The sequence below is a fragment of the Polaromonas sp. OV174 genome (assembly GCF_900112285.1).
Taxonomy (GTDB): Bacteria; Pseudomonadota; Gammaproteobacteria; order Burkholderiales; family Burkholderiaceae_C; genus Polaromonas.
In genome coordinates this window covers 118,875-135,594 of sequence record NZ_FOKZ01000005.1, presented here as the reverse complement: position 1 = coordinate 135,594, position 16,720 = coordinate 118,875, and the positions used below count along the sequence as shown (strand labels likewise).

Here is a 16,720-nt window from a genome sequence, read left to right as displayed (position 1 = left end):
TCTGCCGTTTTACTTTAGCCGCCGTGATCCAGCGTGAAGCCGGCGTTGCGGTCCTGCCCAAGCAGCGCCACCATTTGCGGCAGGGCGGCCTGCAACTCGGCCTTCAGCGTGTGCGGCGGATTGATGACGAACATGCCGCTGGCGGGCAGGCCGGGTCGGACCACTTCGCCTTCGGTATCGGTCGTCAACTTGCTCGACTTCACCGTCAAGGTGGCGTTGAGCCAGCTGCGCCCGGCCTTGACGGCCAGGGTTTTGAGCTTGCGTGGCAAATCGTGCGCTTCGGGGCGCGGAATGATGGGATACCAGACCACGTAGGTGCCGGTGGCAAAGCGCTTGACGGCGTCGGCCATGTAGACGGCCACGCGGCCGTAGTCGCTCTTCATTTCATAGCTTGGGTCGCACAGCACCATGGCACGGCGAGCCGGCGGCGGCAAAAAGGTCTTGAGGGCTTCAAAGCCGTCCTCACGAGAGACCGCCACTTGGCGGCCCACACCGAGTTGCTCAATGTTGCCCGACAGCGATTTGAAATCTGTGGGGTGTAGCTCAAACAGCTTGAGCTTGTCGCGCCCGCTGAGGAACTGCTGCTCAATAAAGGGTGAGCCTGGGTAAATTTTGAGATGCGCCGGGTCGCCCGTCTGTGCGAAGTGCGGGTTCAGTCCACGCAACAGGTCCAGGTAATCCTGCAGCGCCGGTGCCCAGGCATAGCCGTTGGCGGGGGGCGTGACCTTGGCGTCGGAAGTGGTAGCGGACGCTACTTTTTTGGTAGCTGATGATGGGCGTGGTGCTTGGGCTTCGGTGGTTTTTGATGCCGAAAGCAGCTTGAAGATACCTTCCTGGGCCTCGCCGCTGGTTTCGGTGTAATCACCGTCGAGCCGGTACAGGCCGGCACCGGCGTGGGTGTCTATCACGGTCAGCGCCGTGTCTTTTTGGGTCAAATACTTCATCAACGCAATCAGCGTGGTGTGCTTGAGAACGTCGGCGTGATTGCCTGCGTGGAAGGCGTGGCGATAGGAAAACATGGGTCTATCGTACCTTCTTGCAGCGGATAAGGCAGGGGAATTGACGTAAGCCCTTGATTTTTCATATAATCCAAGGCTCTGCAGCGCCAAGCGGCTCCGCGGCAGAGTTGCTTGCCAGGCGCTTTTCGGACTTGTTCCGGGTGGTACTTGCGGGTAAATCACCACCTAAGAGGTTCTCATCAGAGGAACGCCGACCGTGGAAAAGAGCCCGACAAACCCTTTGTTAAAAGAGAAACTCATGAAAACCTTCAGCGCAAAACCCGCTGACGTGACGCACGAGTGGTTTGTGATTGACGCGACCGACAAGGTCCTCGGACGAGTAGCCAGCGAAGTTGCTCTCCGTTTGCGCGGCAAACACAAGGCCATTTACACGCCTCACGTCGATACCGGTGACTTCATCGTCATCATCAACGCAGCCCAGCTGCGCGTGACCGGTGCCAAATCGACCGACAAGATTTACTATCGCCATTCCGGTTATCCAGGCGGCATCACTGCCACCAGCTTCCGTGACATGCAAAGCAAGTTTCCTGGCCGCGCCCTGGAAAAAGCCGTCAAGGGCATGCTGCCCAAGGGCCCGCTCGGCTACGCCATGATCAAGAAACTCAAGGTGTACGGTGGTGCAGAGCATCCGCACACCGCCCAACAGCCTAAAGTGCTGGAAATTTAAGGAGCCTTGAGATGATTGGTGAATGGAACAATGGCACCGGCCGTCGCAAATCCAGCGTCGCCCGCGTGTTTCTGAAAAAAGGCACTGGCAAGATCACGGTTAACGACAAGGACATCCAGGTGTTCTTCGGTCGTCAAACCTCGATCATGATCTGCCGCCAGCCCCTGTTTCTGACGAACCACGTCGAAACGTTTGACATCATGGTCAACGTTCACGGCGGCGGCGAGTCCGGCCAGGCAGGTGCAGTGCGTCACGGCATTACCCGTGCGCTGATTGACTATGACGCAGCACTCAAGCCGGCCCTGAGCCAGGCTGGTTTTGTTACGCGCGATGCACGTGAAGTCGAACGTAAAAAAGTCGGTTTCCGTTCAGCTCGCCGTCGCAAGCAGTTCAGCAAGCGTTAATTTCGCTTACCGAGCTGTTCTGCTCGAAAAAAGTCGCCATGGTTTGCCCTGGCGGCTTTTTTTTTATGGGCGTGACCCGTTCTGCGGGAAAATAGGCCAACTTTAAACTTGGCACCTTGAAAACATGGAGTCTGCTGGCAAATCAAGTGGGTAAGCGCTCACCATTGATTTGGCCCTAAGACGCATGGCTCTTATGGTTGATCGATTTGCTGTACTATTTATTAATTGAGTATTGAATAACGGAGTTCCCCATGAGTGCAGTTGCCGAAAACATCCAGACCGAGATGCCCGCCCCCTTTGTTTTCACCGACAGCGCGGCCGCCAAAGTGGCCGAGCTGATCGCCGAAGAGGGCAATCCTGACCTGAAGCTGCGTGTGTTTGTGCAGGGTGGAGGCTGCTCCGGCTTTCAGTATGGCTTCACCTTTGATGAGATCACCAACGAAGACGACACCACCATGACCAAAAATGGCGTGTCGCTGTTGATCGATGCCATGAGTTACCAATACCTGATAGGCGCCGAGATTGACTACAAGGATGATCTTGAAGGTGCGCAGTTCGTGATCAAGAACCCCAATGCCACCAGCACCTGCGGTTGCGGCTCCAGTTTCTCGGCCTGAGGCCCTTGTTAGCTAGCCGGCTTGGACCTCTTAAAAAGCCGCCCTTGGAGGCGGCTTTTTGCTGCCCGCTTTTCCAATAACGGACAAACTGCCACTCTACACACGGGTTCCCATGAAGCCAGCAGAAGAAAAATCACTGCGCATGTTGCTCTGGTTGGTGGCGGTCGGGTTTTTCATGCAAACCCTGGATGCCACCATCGTCAACACCACCTTGCCCGCCATGGCCAGGAGCTTTGGCGAAAGTCCGCTGCGCATGCAGTCGGTGGTGGTGGCTTATTCGCTGACCATGGCCATGCTGATTCCCGCTTCCGGCTGGGTTGCCGACCGCTTTGGCACGCGGCGGGTGTATATCTGTGCCATTAGCCTGTTTGTGCTGGGTTCCATCGCCTGCGCGCTGTCACAAAACCTGGCTCAACTGGTGGCGGCGCGCGTGCTGCAGGGCATGGGCGGTGCGCTGCTGCTGCCGGTAGGGCGGCTGGCGGTGCTGCGCGCCTTTCCGCGTGAGCGCTTCCTGCAGGCCATGAGTTTTATTGCCATCCCTGGCTTGGTCGGCCCGCTGATAGGCCCCACCCTGGGTGGTTGGCTGGTGGAGGTGGCGACCTGGCATTGGGTGTTTCTCATCAACATTCCGGTGGGACTGCTGGGCTGCGTCGCCACCGTGTATTACATGGAGGACAACCCCCGTCTCAAGGTGCCGCGCTTTGACCTGGCGGGCTATCTGTATCTGGCTTTTGGCATGGTGGCGGTGTCTCTGGCGGTCGATGGCCTGTCGGGGCTGGGCCTCAAGCAGGCCAGCGTGCTGGTGTTGCTGGTGTTTGGTATGGCCAGTCTGACGGCCTACTGGCTGCATGCGGCCAGGCGACCGGATCCGCTTTTTTCCCCGCATCTTTTTTCCATTCCCACGCTCAGCATAGGCCTGCTGGGTAATCTGTTTTCCCGCCTGGGCAGCTCCTGCATGCCGTTTCTGGTGCCCTTGCTGCTACAGGTCAGCCTGGACTACTCGCCCATGCAGGCGGGGCTGATGATGGTGCCGGTGGCGGTGGCCAGCATGCTGACCAAGCGCATCACCACGCCGCTGATTACCCGCCTGGGTTATCGCCGGGTGCTGGTCACCAACACGGCGCTGGTGGGGCTGACGATGGCCAGCTTCGCCTTTGTCGCACCGAGTCAGCCTTTGTGGCTGCATATCGTGCAACTGGCCTTGTTTGGTGCCGTCAACTCCATGCAGTTCACGGCCATGAACACCGTCACCTTGCGTGATCTGGACAGCCACATGGCCAGCAGCGGCAACAGCCTGCTGTCCATGGTGCAAATGCTGGCCATGAGTATGGGCGTGGCTGCGGCGGGCGCGGTGCTGGCGGGTTTTACCGGTTTTTTTGGCAGCGCCGAAGCGCTTCAGACACTGCACGCTTTTCAGGCTACCTTTGCCTGCATGGGGCTGATCACGCTGGCCTCGGCCGGTATTTTCTGGCAGCTGTCGCCCGAGGTCAGGGTGGTGAAAAAAGCCGAGTCGGCTGAGACGTCGGGCCAGGCCTAGCTGCCGGCTTCAAGCCGGCATCAGGCTGGGTAGAGCGCACCCAGCACGCGTGGTCCGGCGGCACCGGTGACGCTGGCCAGATTGCCGGCTTGGCGTGTGACGGCTTGACGCGCCAGCCAGGCAAAGGCGGCGGCTTCGACTTGTAGCGGCGGCAAGCCGTGCTGCTCCGAGCTGCTGACGCGAAGTGCTGGTAAGCCGGCTTGCAGGCGCTGCATGAGGTGCTGGTTAAATGCGCCGCCGCCGCAGACGATCAGTTCTTTGCTATCTTTTCCATAGCTTTTGACGCTTGCTGTACATGCCCTGGAGGTGAATTCTGTCAGTGTATTTTGAATGTCCTGCGGACGTTCCGTGGCGAAGGGCCGCAGTTTTTCTGCCAGCCAGGCCAGGCTGAACAGGTCGCGCCCGGTGCTTTTGGGAATCGGCTGCGAAAAATAGGGCTCATCGAGCAAGCTGGCCAGCAGTGCTGGCAGGAGTTGGCCGCTGGCCGCCCAGGCGCCGCCCGCGTCAAAGGGCTGACCGGTGTGGTGCTGGCACCAGGCATCCATCAAGGCATTGCCCGGCCCGCAGTCGAAGCCCAGCACTGGCGAGCGCGGATCGCGGGGCAAGATGCTGAGGTTGGAAATGCCGCCCAGGTTCAGCACCGCTACGCTGGCATCGACGCAGCCAAAAACCCCCTGGTGAAAGGCCGGCACCAGCGGCGCACCCTGACCGCCGGCGGCGACATCACGGCTGCGGAAATCGGCCACCACGTCCAGGCCGGTCAGTTCGGCCAGCAGGGCGGGACTGTTGAGCTGGAGCGTGTAGCCGACGCCAGCCATGTCTGCGGAAGTTCTTTGGGGCTGGTGCCTGACGGTTTGGCCGTGCGCACCTATGGCCTGAATCTGGCTGGCGGCAATGCCTTGCGCGGCGGCTTCGCGCAACAGTGTGTGAACCACGCGGGCATAGACCGCTGCCAGCTGGTGGCCGGCCAGGGCGGCCCGGTGCAACTCGTTGTGTGTGGGGGTGTTGAGCGCCAGCAGTTCGGCCCGGAAGATATCGGTGAACGGTTCGCTGGCGGTGGCCACCAGCCGTAGTGTGGGGCTAGAAAAATCCACCAGCACGCCATCTGCGCCGTCCAGTGAGGTGCCTGACATCAGGCCAATGTAGTAATCCTGCATGCGGCTATTTTGCCGCAGTGTGGCCGCCAATTACTTGTTCCCCTGGCTCTTCGACAAGGGGCATCTTCCACCAGTAGGGGTCGCGGAACCGGCTTCGTCCCCCTCGGGGGGCGGGAGCTACACGAAGTGAGCGAACGTGGGGGCCGTTACTCGGCCCGGGTCTGGTTGATGCTGGCTGCCGCCAGCAGCTGATTTTTGACGCCAGCAGCGAGCTGCTTGAATTGCGGCAGGGCCGCGCTTGGCACTGGCGAAGCGTCGCCGCCCAGCTTGGCAATGCTCATGGGGTCTTGCTGGGTGCCGTTGACGCGGAATTCAAAATGCAGGTGCGGGCCTGTGGCCCACCCGGTCGAGCCGACGAGTCCGACCGTCTGGCCTTGGCTGACACTCTGGCCTCGCTGCACCATGATCTTGCTCAGGTGGGCGTAGACGGTTTCGTGGCCGCTGCGGTGCTTGATGAAGATCACGTTGCCATAGCCGTTTTGCACGCCGGCAAATTCCACCACGCCGTCGCCCACGGTGCGCGCAGGGGTGCCGGTGGTGGCGGCAAAGTCGGTGCCCAGATGGGCGCGCCATTTTTGCAAAATGGGGTGAAAGCGCATGGAAAAGCCGCTGCTGATGCGCGAGAACTCGACCGGCGAGCTCAGGTAGGCGCGGCGCAGGCTTTGGCCGTCCAGCGTGTAGTAGCTGCCCTTGCTGGGAGCGCCGGTCGCATCCTTGCCGGGTGGCTGGAACCACATGGCCTGGTAGGCCTTGCCGGCGTTGACAAATTCTGCCGACAGCACGCGGCCGGTACGCAAGGCTTCGCCGTCGGCTTCCAGCGTTTCGTAAACCACATTGAAGCGGTCGCCTTTGCGCAGAGCGCGGCGGAAATCGATGTCGCCCGAGAAAATTTCGGCCAGTTGCACGCCCACGCTATCGGGAATGCGGGCATCGTCGGTGGCGGCAAAGAGCGAGGTCTGGATGGCGCCGCTGGCCAGGCGGGCCGAGCTGGTATAGGGCGCTGTCTCTATGCGTGAGCTGAAGCCGGTGGCGGTGCGCTCTATCACCAGGCGTTTGAACAGCGCCTCGTCGTCGCTGGGCCAGCGCATGCTGAGTTTGAGCAACTGCTGGCTGTCGCTGGCCTCTACCGTGACATTCTTTCCCGGGCGGCCAGCCAGTATCAGTTGGGCGTTGGGGTCGGTGCGCAAAAAGGCGGCGGCGCTCGTGTCGTCCAGATTCAGGCGTTTGAGCAAGGTGGCGGCGGTGTCGCTGCTGCGGGTGCTTTCTGTGCGAAACAGATTGAAGCTGAAATCGCTGAGCGTGTCAGTCTGGGCTTGCGTGGGCAGCGGCTGTACGCTTTCCAGAATTTGATGAACCGGCAAATCGGCCGCATCGGGCGCCAGTGGGGCGACGCCGAAGGCAGTCACGCCCGTTCCTAGCAGCAGCACGGCCAGGCTGGTAGTGAGTCGTTTGGGATGGCGGCGCAGGCTGTCGGCAAGGGCGGACAGCAGGCCAGAGAGGGTGAGTGGACCGGAAAGGCGCAAAGCGGGATTCCCAAATAAAGTGCATCGGGCCGCAAAAAGCGCCGGACTGCGATATAAGGACACCGGTAGCCAGCCCACCCTTAGGTGCAGGGGCCATCGGACAAAAATATTCTGGTACTGATCAGCAAATGACAGGCCAACTAAAATGGCCAGCTGATACAGAAAATCAGTAATTATATCTGTCGGACAAGATCCCGACATGTGAAAAACCCTTATGAATCAAGAGCTTGTTACAAATACCCCTATGACTGATGGTGTGAAGACGGCTCTCGCCGTCACTCTGCGGGGCTGCGATGAGCTGATCCCCCAAGAGGACTGGGTCAAGAAATTGGCCCGCAGCGAGGCCACCGGTGTGCCGCTGCGCATCAAGCTGGGGCTGGATCCCACCGCGCCCGATATTCACATCGGCCACACCGTGGTGCTGAACAAAATGCGCCAGCTGCAGGATCTGGGCCACACGGTGATCTTCCTGATTGGTGATTTCACCAGCCTGATAGGCGACCCGTCCGGCCGCAACACGACGCGGCCGCCGCTCACGCCCGAGCAGATCAAGGTCAACGCCGAAACCTATTACCGCCAGGCCAGCCTGGTGCTGGATCCGGCCAAAACAGAAATTCGCTACAACAGCGAATGGTGCGATCCGCTGGGCGCGCGCGGCATGATCCAGCTGGCCTCGCGCTACACCGTGGCCCGCATGATGGAGCGCAATGATTTTCATGACCGCTTCAAGGCCGGTCAGTCCATCAGCGTGCATGAGTTTCTCTACCCGCTGATGCAGGGTTATGACTCGGTGGCGCTCAAAAGCGACCTGGAACTGGGTGGCACCGATCAGAAGTTCAACTTGCTGATGGGTCGTCATCTTCAGCAGGAGTATGGCCAGGAGCCGCAGTGCATACTCACTATGCCGCTGCTGGAGGGGCTGGATGGCATCGAAAAGATGTCCAAGAGCAAGAACAATTACATTGGTATCTCGGAAGAGGCCAACAACATGTTTGCCAAGGTGCTGTCGGTTTCCGACGTGCTGATGTGGAAGTGGTACACCCTGTTGTCCTTCAGGAGCGAGGCCGAGATTGCCGCGCTGAAGGCCGAGGTTGCCGGCGGGCGCAATCCCAAGGATGCCAAGGTGGCTCTGGCCAAGGAAATCACGGCACGTTTTCATTCGGCCGCCGCGGCCGATGCGGCCGAGCAGGACTTCATCAACCGCAGCAAGGGCGGCGTGCCCGATGAGATCCCCGAAGTCTCCCTGTCGGGCGCGCCCCTGGGCATAGGCGCGCTGCTCAAGGCTGCCGGACTGGCGCCTTCGGGCAGCGAAGCCAGCCGTCTGATCGATGGTGGCGGCGTGCGGATCGACTCCAGCGTGATCAGCGACAAGGCCCTCAAGCTCGATGCCGGGACCTATGTGGTCCAGGTCGGCAAACGCAAGTTTGCGCGCGTGACACTTTCGTAAGCAAAACGCCTTAGTCCGGTTCATACTGGCAGGCAAAAATTCAGGTTTAGCCGGCGCTGCCAGCGCCGGGCCTGAAAAATGGAGTGTTTGCCATGACCAAGCAACATCGCCAGGTTTCCACTGCGGCCGCTTTACTGGCAGCAGCCGCCGATACCAGTGTCCGCCACATCACCGTGACCGAAAGCCTGGCCGATGTGCCCACGCTGCGCCTCTCACCCGGCCAGACCCTGACAGGCGCGGACCCGCAAACCACTCTGCGTTTTGTCGCCGGCCAGAACGGGCTCCAGTTGTCGACAGACAACTGCGTGGACAACCTGGAACTGGTGACTGACATCGACAAATGGGCGGTCTTCAACGACACCGGGGTTGACCAGTTGGGCCGTCTCCTGCTGCAAAGCCTGGTCGTGCATGGCGTGGTGCTCTTGCTGGCGCGTGACAAGGTGCGTGGCGGTCATGTCGAGGCGCATGACGTGGACATTGTGGCCGCCGATGCGCGTGGCTACGAGGTGCGACCCGCGGGTTTTGGGGTGGAAGTGATTCCCGGCGCCTTCACGCTGTGGAACCAGCAGCCCGACAAAGCCGTCACCATCACCGCCGAGTTGACGGGCCTGTCGGCGGGCCGCGCCGGCGCGCCTGTGCATGGCAGTGGTATTTTTGTCAGCGGTGCGGGTGACGTGGGCGGTCGCATGGTGGTCAGCCTGCTGGAAACCGACGCGGTATACAGCCATGGCGGCATCGCACCGGGCGTGGCCAACCGTATTTCCGGCGGCGTGTTCACCGTCTATGGCGCTTTCGTGGACAGCGTGCACAACCTGGGTCCGGTGACGACCTACGGCCAGAATGACATGGTGCTGGACAACTGGGGCTCGGTGGACAGCTGGGTGGCCGAAGACAAGATCACCTCCTACGGCCCCAGCGGCATTGGTTTTGTCAACTTCGGCACGGTTAATGAGCTGGTGGTCAACGCCCCCATAGAAACCTTTGGCCAGGGCTCGCGCGGCTACAACGTTTATGCTGGCACGGTGCATTCGGCCGAGTTTGACCGCGTGGTCACCCATGCCGATGGCGCGGTAGGCATGCAGATCAGCCAGCCGGTGGGCAGCATCGTGGTGCACCGCGGCATCGAAACGTTCGGAGGGACCGGTGACTCACTGGTCAAGGGCGTGGTGGTCAAGCTGTCAGCCATCGCCCTGAGCTTTAAGTCGGGCGCCTGGGCGCGCGAGGTCAGTATTGCGGGTGGCCTGACCACCCATGGCCCCGGCATCAACCCGCTTGAACTGCACGGCACCGTGGATTCGCTGACGATCACCGGCGGCATTCGCGCGGCTGGTGAAGGTTTCTGACGCGGGCTATCCGTCAGCGCATGGGTGGCGACCATCCCACCCATGCCGCTGGTCCCCGGCGCGATGCTCAGGATGCTGGCGTTGCCAGCGGTTTGCCCTTCTCAACGACATACACGCCGATCAGCTTGATAGGGTTGGAACCATTGTTGTGTGCGTCATGCACCACGCCGGCGGGCACCACAAAAGACTCACCCGCCTTGACCTGGCGCGGGGCTTGCCCGTCTACCAGCAGCGTGGCTTCGCCTTCCAGTACATAGCTGATTTCATCACCGGGATGGGTGTGGCGGCCGGCCTTGGCGCCGGGCGCAACGTCCACGCGGGCAACCACGGCCTCACGCCCGGGCATGGATACATCGGCCTTGCCGACCATGACACGGGTAAGGCCAGAGGCCTGCGCAAAAAGGCCACCAGCCGCCAGGGTGAGCAGGCCGCCGAGCACGATGGCTGCGCCGCGTTTGTGAATATTCATGTTGTCATCTCCTCAGGGTTGTTTGAGTCGCACACAGCAACGCTAGCGTGCGCAAGTCATCGTAGCGATGCCGTCAGGCCGCCGCGCCGGTAACAACCCTTAGCGGGCTTGGCGAGGTCTTTGCAAGCCCTGGGACCCCGGGCTCTAACGTGCGCCGGCCTGCTCCAGCAGTTGCACCATCTCACGGTAGCCGCGTGACTTTGCCAGCTGCAGGGGCGTGTTGCCTTGCCGGTCGCTGAGTTGCAGGCTTGCCCCTGCGTTGATCAGCGCGCGCAAGGTTTCCTGGTGGCGCGGCCCGCCATTGCCCAGCACGACGGACTCGATCACGGCCGTCCAGTGCAGATTGTTGACGTGGTCCAGCGGTGCGCCGGCGGCGATCAGCTGCTTCACCACGCCGTCGTGGCCCAGGTGCGCCGCCGCAATCAGCGCGGTGCCGTCATAGCGGCTGGTCACCAGCTTCGCGCTGGCGCCCGAGGCGAGCAGCACGCGCAGGGTTTCTTCATCATCGGCCACCGATGCAATCGTCACGCCGTCGTTCCTGTCCTTGTCCAGCAGCTTGATGTCGGCACCGGCCTTGACCAGCGCACGAATCGCGTCGCGCTGCCTGGCAAAGGCGGCAACATGCAGCGGCGTGCGGCCATTGCCGTCGCGTGCGTTGAGCTCGGCCCTGGCTGCGGCAAGCTTTTCGATCTTGGCCATGTCACCTTTTTGGGCTGCGGCATGCAAGCCCGTATAGGCCGCCGCTTCAGCTGCGCTGGGCGCCGTCTGCGCCATGGCCGGACCGCCGATGACCGTCGCCAAGCCAAATGCGGCAGCCGCTGCAAGAGGTCGCCACGAATAAAGAGAGCTCCGACGCATGGGGTTCTCCTCGAGGAGAGCTTGTGCGTTCCGTGCTTACTTAAGCTGGTCCTTGACCTTGTCGAGTGCGACCATCGCGCATTGTTCGTCGAGGTGGCCGCCTGGTGCGCCGCCTATGCCTACTGCGCCTATGACTTCGTTGCCCACCTTGACGGGCACGCCACCGCCCAGCAGCAAATAGCCGGGGATGTTAACCAGGTTGGCTGCCGCCGGGTTCTTCTGTGCGCCTTCCATCATGGCCAGCGTGGTGTTTTTTGCCGAGGCCGAGGTGAAGGCTTTTTGCAGGCTGGCGCCCAGGGTGTGCGGGCCGGCATTGTCAGCACGCTGCACGGCACGCACGGTGCCGGCGCGGTCCACCACGGTGACACCCACGGCATAGCCGTTGGCGGCACAAGCTGCCACGCTGGCGGCTGCGATCTGGTTGGCCAGTTCGAGAGACATGTTTTTCTCGATGCGAACCGACTGGGCGCTGGCAGCGGCGGCCACCAGGGACAGGGCAAGAGCGGAAACCTTGATGATGTTGCGCATGGGTGTTCTCCATAAGTTGGTTTGTTGAAACGGTTTAGCTGCTGCGCGGCACACGAAGTAGCAAGCGTGGGGGCTTCAAATTCGACCGTGGGAGAACTTTAAAAAATGGCGCTGGGTTTGCCCATTCGTAGGGCTACGCGCCGGACTCCGTAGAAATACTGCCCCCGAGGGGGCGCCTGCAGTCTGGCGAAGGCTATTTCGCGGCTTGGACTGGCTTTCGGTGACTCGCTATAGACCGTCGGCTTCGTCTGCCAGCGTCGCATACTGCCGGATCAACTGGGCCAGCGACTCGGCTTCTAGCTTGGCAAACAGGCTGGCGCGGTGGCTTTCCACCGTGCGTGGCGACAGGTCCAGGGCGCGGCCGATTTCCTTGTTGGTCAGCCCCGCCACGATCAAGCCCAGCACTTCGCGTTCACGCTCGGACAGTTGCGCGTAGCGTTCGCGCGCCGAGCGGTCGGCCTGGCGCCGGTCGCGCGATTTCACATGTTGGCGCACGGCTTTTTGCAGCGCATCTATGAGCTGCTCGTCGTTGACCGGTTTTTCCAGAAACTCCATCGCCCCGGATTTGAAGGCCCGCCTGCACATCTCCACCGTACCGTGGCCGGTCAGCATGATCACCGGATGGTCTACGCCCTGGGCGGCCAGCGTGTCCAGCACGGTCAGGCCGCTGATGCCAGGCATGCGCACATCCAGCACGATGGCGCCTATCGACTGCCGGTCGAACTGTGCGAGAAAGGCCTGAGGATCGGCCCAGGGTTGCACGCGCAGGCCCACGGTGCTTATCAGCAGGGCCAGGCCGTTGCGCACCGCCTCATCGTCGTCGATCAGATGGACCAGGGGCGACAGCGGAGATGCGGTGGTGTTCATGCGGTGTTTTTGGCCAGCGGCAGGCTGAGGCTAAAGGCCATGCCGCGCGGACTGTGAGGGGCGGCGCTGAGGCTGCCGCCCATGCTGGCGGCCAGTGTCTCGCACAGGCTCAGGCCCAGCCCCAGGCCGCCGTCGCGCGTGGAAAAAAAGGGTTCAAAGATGCGCGGCAATACGTCGGCCGCAATGCCAGCGCCGCTGTCGGTGATGACCAGCACGCCATGTTGGCGCTCCGTGACCAGGCGGATAGTCAGCTGCCGCTCGGCGGCGGGAACCTGCTCCAGCGCTTGCAGCGCATTCATCAGCAAGTTGTGAATGATTTGTTCCAGCGCCACCGGTTCGGCCTGCACCATGGGCGGCATGGCTGAGGGCGTCACCAGCGTCGCCACTTCACGGCGCTTGAGCTCGGGCTCCAGCAAATAAAGGGCATTGTCCACGGCATCTTGCAGGCTCAAGGCCTGTTGCTGCGCGGACAGGTCGGGGCGCTCCACTGCGCGGCGCAAACGCGTCACCACGTCCGAGGCGCGGCGTGCCTGCTGGGCGGCCTGGGCCATCGCGTGGCGTGCCGTGGATAGATCGGGCGGGTCGTCGGCCAGCAGTCGGCTGGCGGCCTGGGTGTTGGCCAGTACGGCGGTCAGCGGCTGGTTCAACTCATGCGCCATGCCGGCAGCCAGTTCGCCCAGGGTGTTGAGGCGCGCGACCTGGCCCAGACGCAGCAGTTCTTCGGCGCGCCGGCGCTCTGCACGCTGACGCTGCAGGGCCAGCAGCGCCGCCAGTGCCCCGGCTACCGCGAGCCCCCAGAGCAACATCCAGCCCCAGGGCAGATCGGCCATGCCCACTTGCCGCACGGCGACCATGTCGAAGGGCTGGCTGGCGGCCGCCAGATGCTTGTGAAACTCAAACTGCCAGCCGCCTTCACGCAGGCGGCCAGGCTGGATCACGAAGGTCTGGCCCTCGTGTTCCAGCGTGACGCGCACCGGGCTGCTGTCGGCGGCCATAGGCCATTCGCTCCAGGGCACGGCGCTGCGCAGGTCAATGTCCAGCGCATAGCTGGCGGGCTCGGACGCGAGCACCAGCTGGTAGCGGCCCCTGGCGAAATCCACCCCGGCCAGGGCGGGGCGCCGCAAGGCGCGGGACAGGGTTTCGGCGGCCAGAAGTTGCGCGTTGGGCCAGTTGGCATGGCGCTGGCGGCTTTGCACGCCGAGGATTTGCGGATACACCGACGCCAGCCGCTGTTCCGGGTGGGAGCCATCTTCGGCCGGCTGCAGCAGCGACAAGGTGGCCATGACGGCATCTTGCTGCACCACGCGCTGGCTGAGCAGGCGATGGGCGATACGTGCGTCGGTTTCGAAGTCCTCCCGCAAGCGGTTCATTTCATGGCGCGCCAATGCCAAGCCGCCCAACAGGGTGAGGACGCACCACGCCAGGATCCACGGCCAATGACGACGCAATGCTTGGAGCATGAACGTATTCTTGCACGAGGCTAGGCGCCGCTTCGTTGACAATCACCGCGTGAGTTTTCCGTCGGCACGCGACCTCAGGTCCAGGCGGAGGTTTTTCACGCCTATTGATGAGGGGAATTTGATTTGATCAGCATGATTCAGCGGGTGAGCCAGGCGCGCGTGGTGGTGGGGGGCGAGGTGGTCGGCGAGATCGGTGCCGGGTTGCTGGTTCTGGTTTGCGCGGAACGCGGCGACAGCGAGGTGCAGGCCGACAAGCTGCTGGCCAAACTTTTGAAGTTGCGCATTTTTTCTGACGACGCCGGCAAGATGAATCGCAGCGTGCAGGATTGCGGCGGCGGTCTGCTGATCGTCAGCCAGTTCACGCTGGCGGCGGATGTCTCGGGCGGCAATCGCCCCAGTTTCACGCGGGCGGCGGCGCCCGATGAGGGGCGGCGGCTTTACGATTACTTTGTGGCGCAGGCGCGAGCGACGCACCCACAGGTCGCCACCGGGCAGTTCGCCGCCGACATGCAGGTGCATCTGGTCAATGACGGGCCGGTGACGATTCCGCTGCAAGTGAGCTAGCGGCCTGCGCCGCGTCATCCACGCTCCAGAACAGGGCCACGCCGCCCACGGCTGCGTCGGTCAGGCCCATGCGCATCAAGGCTTCGCGCGGCCTGTCCTTGACGCGCGCCAGCAGCAGGGCCGTGCCCCGCTGCGCCAGGCTGGCGGCAAATTCGGCCAGCGCCTCCACGGCGGTGCTATCCAGGTCGTCGCAGACTTCCAGACTGAGCACGACGGTGCTGGCCTGTGTCGCGTCAACGCGCCGGCTGATGAACTGAAGCACCTGCTCGGCATTGGCGAAAAACAGCGGCTCCTCGGGCCGCATGATGAGCGTGCCGGCGACTGCGGTTGTCTCAGGGTGGCGTCGCCGGTCCAGGTAGTCGCGTGTGCCCGGCAGAAGGCCTAGCTCGGTGACCAGCGGCTGGGCAAAGCGCCGTATCGCCAGCAGCAGCGACAGTGCCACCGCCAGCACCATGCCGGGCAGCACGCCGAGCACAAAGACGCCCGCGGCCGCCACCAGGGCCAGCCAGGCGTCGCCCCCCAGGCGCAGCGAGGTCAGCACCGCGCGTGGCCAGAAGTTGTGCGAGAGTATGCCCACTACCACGGCGGCCAGCACCGGCAAGGGCAGCAGCGCCAGCCAGGGGCGCGCCAGCCACAGCAGCAAGGCCAGCGCCAGCGCGGCGGCCACGCCGGCCCATTTGCTGCGCCCGCCCGCCGCATGGTTGGCGGCTGCGGCGGAAAAACCCGCGCCCACCGGCAGGCCTTGCACTAGGCCGCTGGCCAGGTTGGCCGCGCCCAGCGCCAGCAGTTCGCGGTTGGCGTCGATACGGTCGCCGTTTTGCAGCGCCAGCGAGCGCACCGCACCCCAGGACTCGGCGAACAGGATGAGCAGCAGGGCCGGCGCCAACTCCATGGCATGCAGCCAGCGCGCGCTGTCCAGGCTAGGCCAGCTCCAGGGCAGCGCCTGCCAGGCAATGTCACCAACCCGCGCCACGCCCTGCGCGCCCAGATCCAGCAGGGCCGACAGTGCCACGCCCAGCCCCAGCACCAGAAAGGACGTCGGCACGAACAGCCAGCGCCGCAGCCCGTGATGCAGCGCCAGCCACAGCAGCAGCGCCGCCGTGCCCAGCAGCGCGCTGGCCCGGTGCCATTGCGCGGCGTGGCCCAGCAATTCCCAGAGCAGTGGCCCGACCTGCGATGCCTGAACCGGCAGGCCGGCGATGTGCGGCAGCTGCTTGATCATGATGCTCAAGCCCAGCGCCCACGCGAAACCGCGCAGCACCGGACGCGAGATGAAGGCGCCCAGAAAACCCGCATGCAGCGCGGCGGCCACCAGAAAGAGCGCGCCGGTCAGGCCGACCAGCGCGTAGCCCATGGCCGGCCCGCCAACCGCCACGGCGGAGGCGAACACCGCCGCCGCCGACGAGGTGGGGCTGACGATGGCAAAGCGGCTGCTGCCCAGGCAGGGGTAGACGCACAGACCAATCAGCGTGGCCAGCAGCGCGTGCAGGGGCTCCACGCCCGCGATGGCCGCATAGGCCACGGCTTCGGGCAGCAGCACCCCGGCCACTGAAATGCCGGCCAGCAGCTCCGTGCCCCAGTGCGCGTCTTTCCCCGGGGGGCTGGCCTGCATGGCCGGCTCAGGTAAGGAGCACCGAGGCCGGTGACTCCGCGCCCGACCAGCCCGGCAGGTGGGCGGCCTCGGCGCCGTGGCACAGCGTCAGCGCCGCCTGCAGGGCGACATCCGGGTCGCGCCGGAGTTGCGAGGACTTGATGCGGCGGCGAAAGAAATCGGCCCAGAGGAATTCGGCGAAGGGCGTGGCGTCTTTCGGAAAACCGCCGGCGTGGCGCACCTCCCCGGCCAGGCTGCGGTAAGGGTCGTCGGCCAAGTCGCCCAGCGCCTTGGGCAGGTCGGCAACGGGGCGGCGCCTGCCCTTGGCGTCGTAGGGATGCACCCATTGATGGTGGTCCATGACGGTCCAGAATTCGTCCTTGGCCAGCAGCGCTAGGTCCTTGAGCAGCACCACAAAACACTGGCTCACGCCTTCTTCGAGCAGGGCCAGTCCCAGGTGGTGATGGTCGACGATGTAGAAGCTGTCCTTGGGGCCGCGCACCGCGGGAAACCAGTGGCTGTCCAGGAATTTCTGCCGCTCGCCCTTGCCCAGTCCGCTCCACAGGCCGCGCTTTTGCTCGACCTCGGCGTAGCCCACGGTGATCTGGGTCGGGCGCAGTCCCTGCAGCTCGGTTTTGAACAGGTGCTGATGAAGGGTGTGCATGGTGC

Annotated in this window: 17 protein-coding genes; 7 read left to right on the top strand and 10 right to left on the bottom strand. The window is 63.3% G+C overall.

From position 1 onward, the window contains the following. Positions 1-14: 14 nt before the first annotated feature. Positions 15-1,019, bottom strand: coding sequence for a 23S rRNA (adenine(2030)-N(6))-methyltransferase RlmJ (locus BM160_RS06685; protein WP_092002458.1), 1,005 nt, complete (start codon positions 1,017-1,019; stop codon positions 15-17). Between the two features lie 238 nt (positions 1,020-1,257). Here BM160_RS06685 and rplM point away from each other — a divergent pair, with 238 nt between their 5' ends. From rplM to mdtD, 4 genes are all read left to right on the top strand, one after another. After that, positions 1,258-1,686 carry a 50S ribosomal protein L13 gene (gene rplM / locus BM160_RS06680; protein WP_092002455.1) on the top strand — a complete coding sequence of 143 codons (429 nt, stop codon included), beginning with the start codon at positions 1,258-1,260 and terminating at the stop codon, positions 1,684-1,686. Positions 1,687-1,697: 11 nt separating this feature from the next. Then, the gene (gene rpsI / locus BM160_RS06675) at positions 1,698-2,090 is read left to right on the top strand and encodes a 30S ribosomal protein S9 (RefSeq protein WP_092002452.1); all 393 of its coding nucleotides are present in this window, start codon (positions 1,698-1,700) and stop codon (positions 2,088-2,090) included. A 251-nt stretch (positions 2,091-2,341) separates the two neighbouring features. Further along, positions 2,342-2,707 (top strand): iron-sulfur cluster insertion protein ErpA, encoded by a 366-nt coding sequence (gene erpA / locus BM160_RS06670; protein WP_092002449.1) that lies wholly within the window; start codon positions 2,342-2,344, stop codon positions 2,705-2,707. Positions 2,708-2,819: 112 nt separating this feature from the next. Continuing rightward, a complete protein-coding gene (mdtD, locus tag BM160_RS06665) occupies positions 2,820-4,244 on the top strand; it encodes a multidrug transporter subunit MdtD (protein ID WP_092002446.1) in 1,425 nt (474 codons plus the stop codon). 20 nt (positions 4,245-4,264) lie between these two features. Here the strand turns inward: mdtD and BM160_RS06660 are convergent, their stop codons facing one another. Both BM160_RS06660 and BM160_RS06655 read right to left on the bottom strand, forming a co-directional pair. Beyond that, complete coding sequence (locus BM160_RS06660; RefSeq protein ID WP_092002645.1) at positions 4,265-5,401, bottom strand: anhydro-N-acetylmuramic acid kinase; 1,137 nt, start codon at positions 5,399-5,401, stop codon at positions 4,265-4,267. A 146-nt stretch (positions 5,402-5,547) separates the two neighbouring features. Further along, positions 5,548-6,924 (bottom strand): M23 family metallopeptidase, encoded by a 1,377-nt coding sequence (locus BM160_RS06655; RefSeq protein ID WP_092002443.1) that lies wholly within the window; start codon positions 6,922-6,924, stop codon positions 5,548-5,550. 214 nt (positions 6,925-7,138) lie between these two features. Here BM160_RS06655 and tyrS point away from each other — a divergent pair, with 214 nt between their 5' ends. Together tyrS and BM160_RS06645 are read left to right on the top strand one after the other, a co-directional pair. Then, positions 7,139-8,371, top strand: a complete 1,233-nt coding sequence (gene tyrS, locus BM160_RS06650; protein ID WP_092002440.1) for a tyrosine--tRNA ligase — start codon at positions 7,139-7,141, stop codon at positions 8,369-8,371. A gap of 92 nt (positions 8,372-8,463) precedes the next feature. After that, the gene (locus tag BM160_RS06645; RefSeq protein ID WP_143093195.1) at positions 8,464-9,714 is read left to right on the top strand and encodes a hypothetical protein; all 1,251 of its coding nucleotides are present in this window, start codon (positions 8,464-8,466) and stop codon (positions 9,712-9,714) included. A gap of 67 nt (positions 9,715-9,781) precedes the next feature. On the opposite strand, the gene BM160_RS06640 is transcribed toward BM160_RS06645, so the two are convergent. The 5 genes from BM160_RS06640 to BM160_RS06620 form a co-directional block, all read right to left on the bottom strand. Next, a complete protein-coding gene (locus BM160_RS06640) occupies positions 9,782-10,183 on the bottom strand; it encodes a cupin domain-containing protein (protein WP_092002434.1) in 402 nt (133 codons plus the stop codon). 144 nt (positions 10,184-10,327) lie between these two features. Beyond that, the gene (locus BM160_RS06635) at positions 10,328-11,041 is read right to left on the bottom strand and encodes an ankyrin repeat domain-containing protein (protein WP_177218942.1); all 714 of its coding nucleotides are present in this window, start codon (positions 11,039-11,041) and stop codon (positions 10,328-10,330) included. Between the two features lie 36 nt (positions 11,042-11,077). Next, complete coding sequence (locus BM160_RS06630; RefSeq protein WP_092002431.1) at positions 11,078-11,569, bottom strand: GlcG/HbpS family heme-binding protein; 492 nt, start codon at positions 11,567-11,569, stop codon at positions 11,078-11,080. Positions 11,570-11,797: 228 nt separating this feature from the next. Beyond that, positions 11,798-12,436, bottom strand: a complete 639-nt coding sequence (locus tag BM160_RS06625) for a response regulator transcription factor (RefSeq protein ID WP_092002428.1) — start codon at positions 12,434-12,436, stop codon at positions 11,798-11,800. After that, positions 12,433-13,896 carry a sensor histidine kinase gene (locus BM160_RS06620; protein ID WP_092002426.1) on the bottom strand — a complete coding sequence of 488 codons (1,464 nt, stop codon included), beginning with the start codon at positions 13,894-13,896 and terminating at the stop codon, positions 12,433-12,435. The genes BM160_RS06625 and BM160_RS06620 overlap by 4 nt, the downstream gene beginning before the upstream one ends. 123 nt (positions 13,897-14,019) lie before the next feature. On the opposite strand from BM160_RS06620, the gene dtd reads away from it, so the two are divergent. Next, entirely contained in the window at positions 14,020-14,460 is a 441-nt protein-coding gene (gene dtd / locus BM160_RS06615) for a D-aminoacyl-tRNA deacylase (RefSeq protein WP_092002423.1), read from the top strand. Here the strand turns inward: dtd and BM160_RS06610 are convergent. Together BM160_RS06610 and BM160_RS06605 are read right to left on the bottom strand one after the other, a co-directional pair. Next, positions 14,420-16,072, bottom strand: coding sequence for a SulP family inorganic anion transporter (locus BM160_RS06610; RefSeq protein WP_092002420.1), 1,653 nt, complete (start codon positions 16,070-16,072; stop codon positions 14,420-14,422). The two genes, dtd and BM160_RS06610, sit on opposite strands and share 41 nt — an antisense overlap. A gap of 7 nt (positions 16,073-16,079) precedes the next feature. Then, a complete protein-coding gene (locus BM160_RS06605; protein WP_092002417.1) occupies positions 16,080-16,715 on the bottom strand; it encodes a ParB-like protein in 636 nt (211 codons plus the stop codon). Positions 16,716-16,720 lie beyond the last annotated feature (5 nt).

Excerpts from the sequence above, each read along its gene's own strand:
- BM160_RS06645 (WP_143093195.1), top strand. The coding sequence starts at position 8,464 with ATGACCAAGCAACATCGCCAGGTTTCCACTGCGGCCGCTTTACTGGCA.
- BM160_RS06625 (WP_092002428.1), bottom strand. The coding sequence starts at position 12,436 with ATGAACACCACCGCATCTCCGCTGTCGCCCCTGGTCCATCTGATCGAC.
- tyrS (WP_092002440.1), top strand. The coding sequence starts at position 7,139 with ATGAATCAAGAGCTTGTTACAAATACCCCTATGACTGATGGTGTGAAG.
- BM160_RS06620 (WP_092002426.1), bottom strand. The coding sequence starts at position 13,896 with ATGCTCCAAGCATTGCGTCGTCATTGGCCGTGGATCCTGGCGTGGTGC.
- erpA (WP_092002449.1), top strand. The coding sequence starts at position 2,342 with ATGAGTGCAGTTGCCGAAAACATCCAGACCGAGATGCCCGCCCCCTTT.
- rpsI (WP_092002452.1), top strand. The coding sequence starts at position 1,698 with ATGATTGGTGAATGGAACAATGGCACCGGCCGTCGCAAATCCAGCGTC.
- rplM (WP_092002455.1), top strand. The coding sequence starts at position 1,258 with ATGAAAACCTTCAGCGCAAAACCCGCTGACGTGACGCACGAGTGGTTT.
- BM160_RS06630 (WP_092002431.1), bottom strand. The coding sequence starts at position 11,569 with ATGCGCAACATCATCAAGGTTTCCGCTCTTGCCCTGTCCCTGGTGGCC.
- BM160_RS06635 (WP_177218942.1), bottom strand. The coding sequence starts at position 11,041 with ATGCGTCGGAGCTCTCTTTATTCGTGGCGACCTCTTGCAGCGGCTGCC.
- mdtD (WP_092002446.1), top strand. The coding sequence starts at position 2,820 with ATGAAGCCAGCAGAAGAAAAATCACTGCGCATGTTGCTCTGGTTGGTG.
- BM160_RS06605 (WP_092002417.1), bottom strand. The coding sequence starts at position 16,715 with ATGCACACCCTTCATCAGCACCTGTTCAAAACCGAGCTGCAGGGACTG.
- BM160_RS06640 (WP_092002434.1), bottom strand. The coding sequence starts at position 10,183 with ATGAATATTCACAAACGCGGCGCAGCCATCGTGCTCGGCGGCCTGCTC.
- BM160_RS06660 (WP_092002645.1), bottom strand. The coding sequence starts at position 5,401 with ATGCAGGATTACTACATTGGCCTGATGTCAGGCACCTCACTGGACGGC.
- BM160_RS06610 (WP_092002420.1), bottom strand. The coding sequence starts at position 16,072 with ATGCAGGCCAGCCCCCCGGGGAAAGACGCGCACTGGGGCACGGAGCTG.
- BM160_RS06685 (WP_092002458.1), bottom strand. The coding sequence starts at position 1,019 with ATGTTTTCCTATCGCCACGCCTTCCACGCAGGCAATCACGCCGACGTT.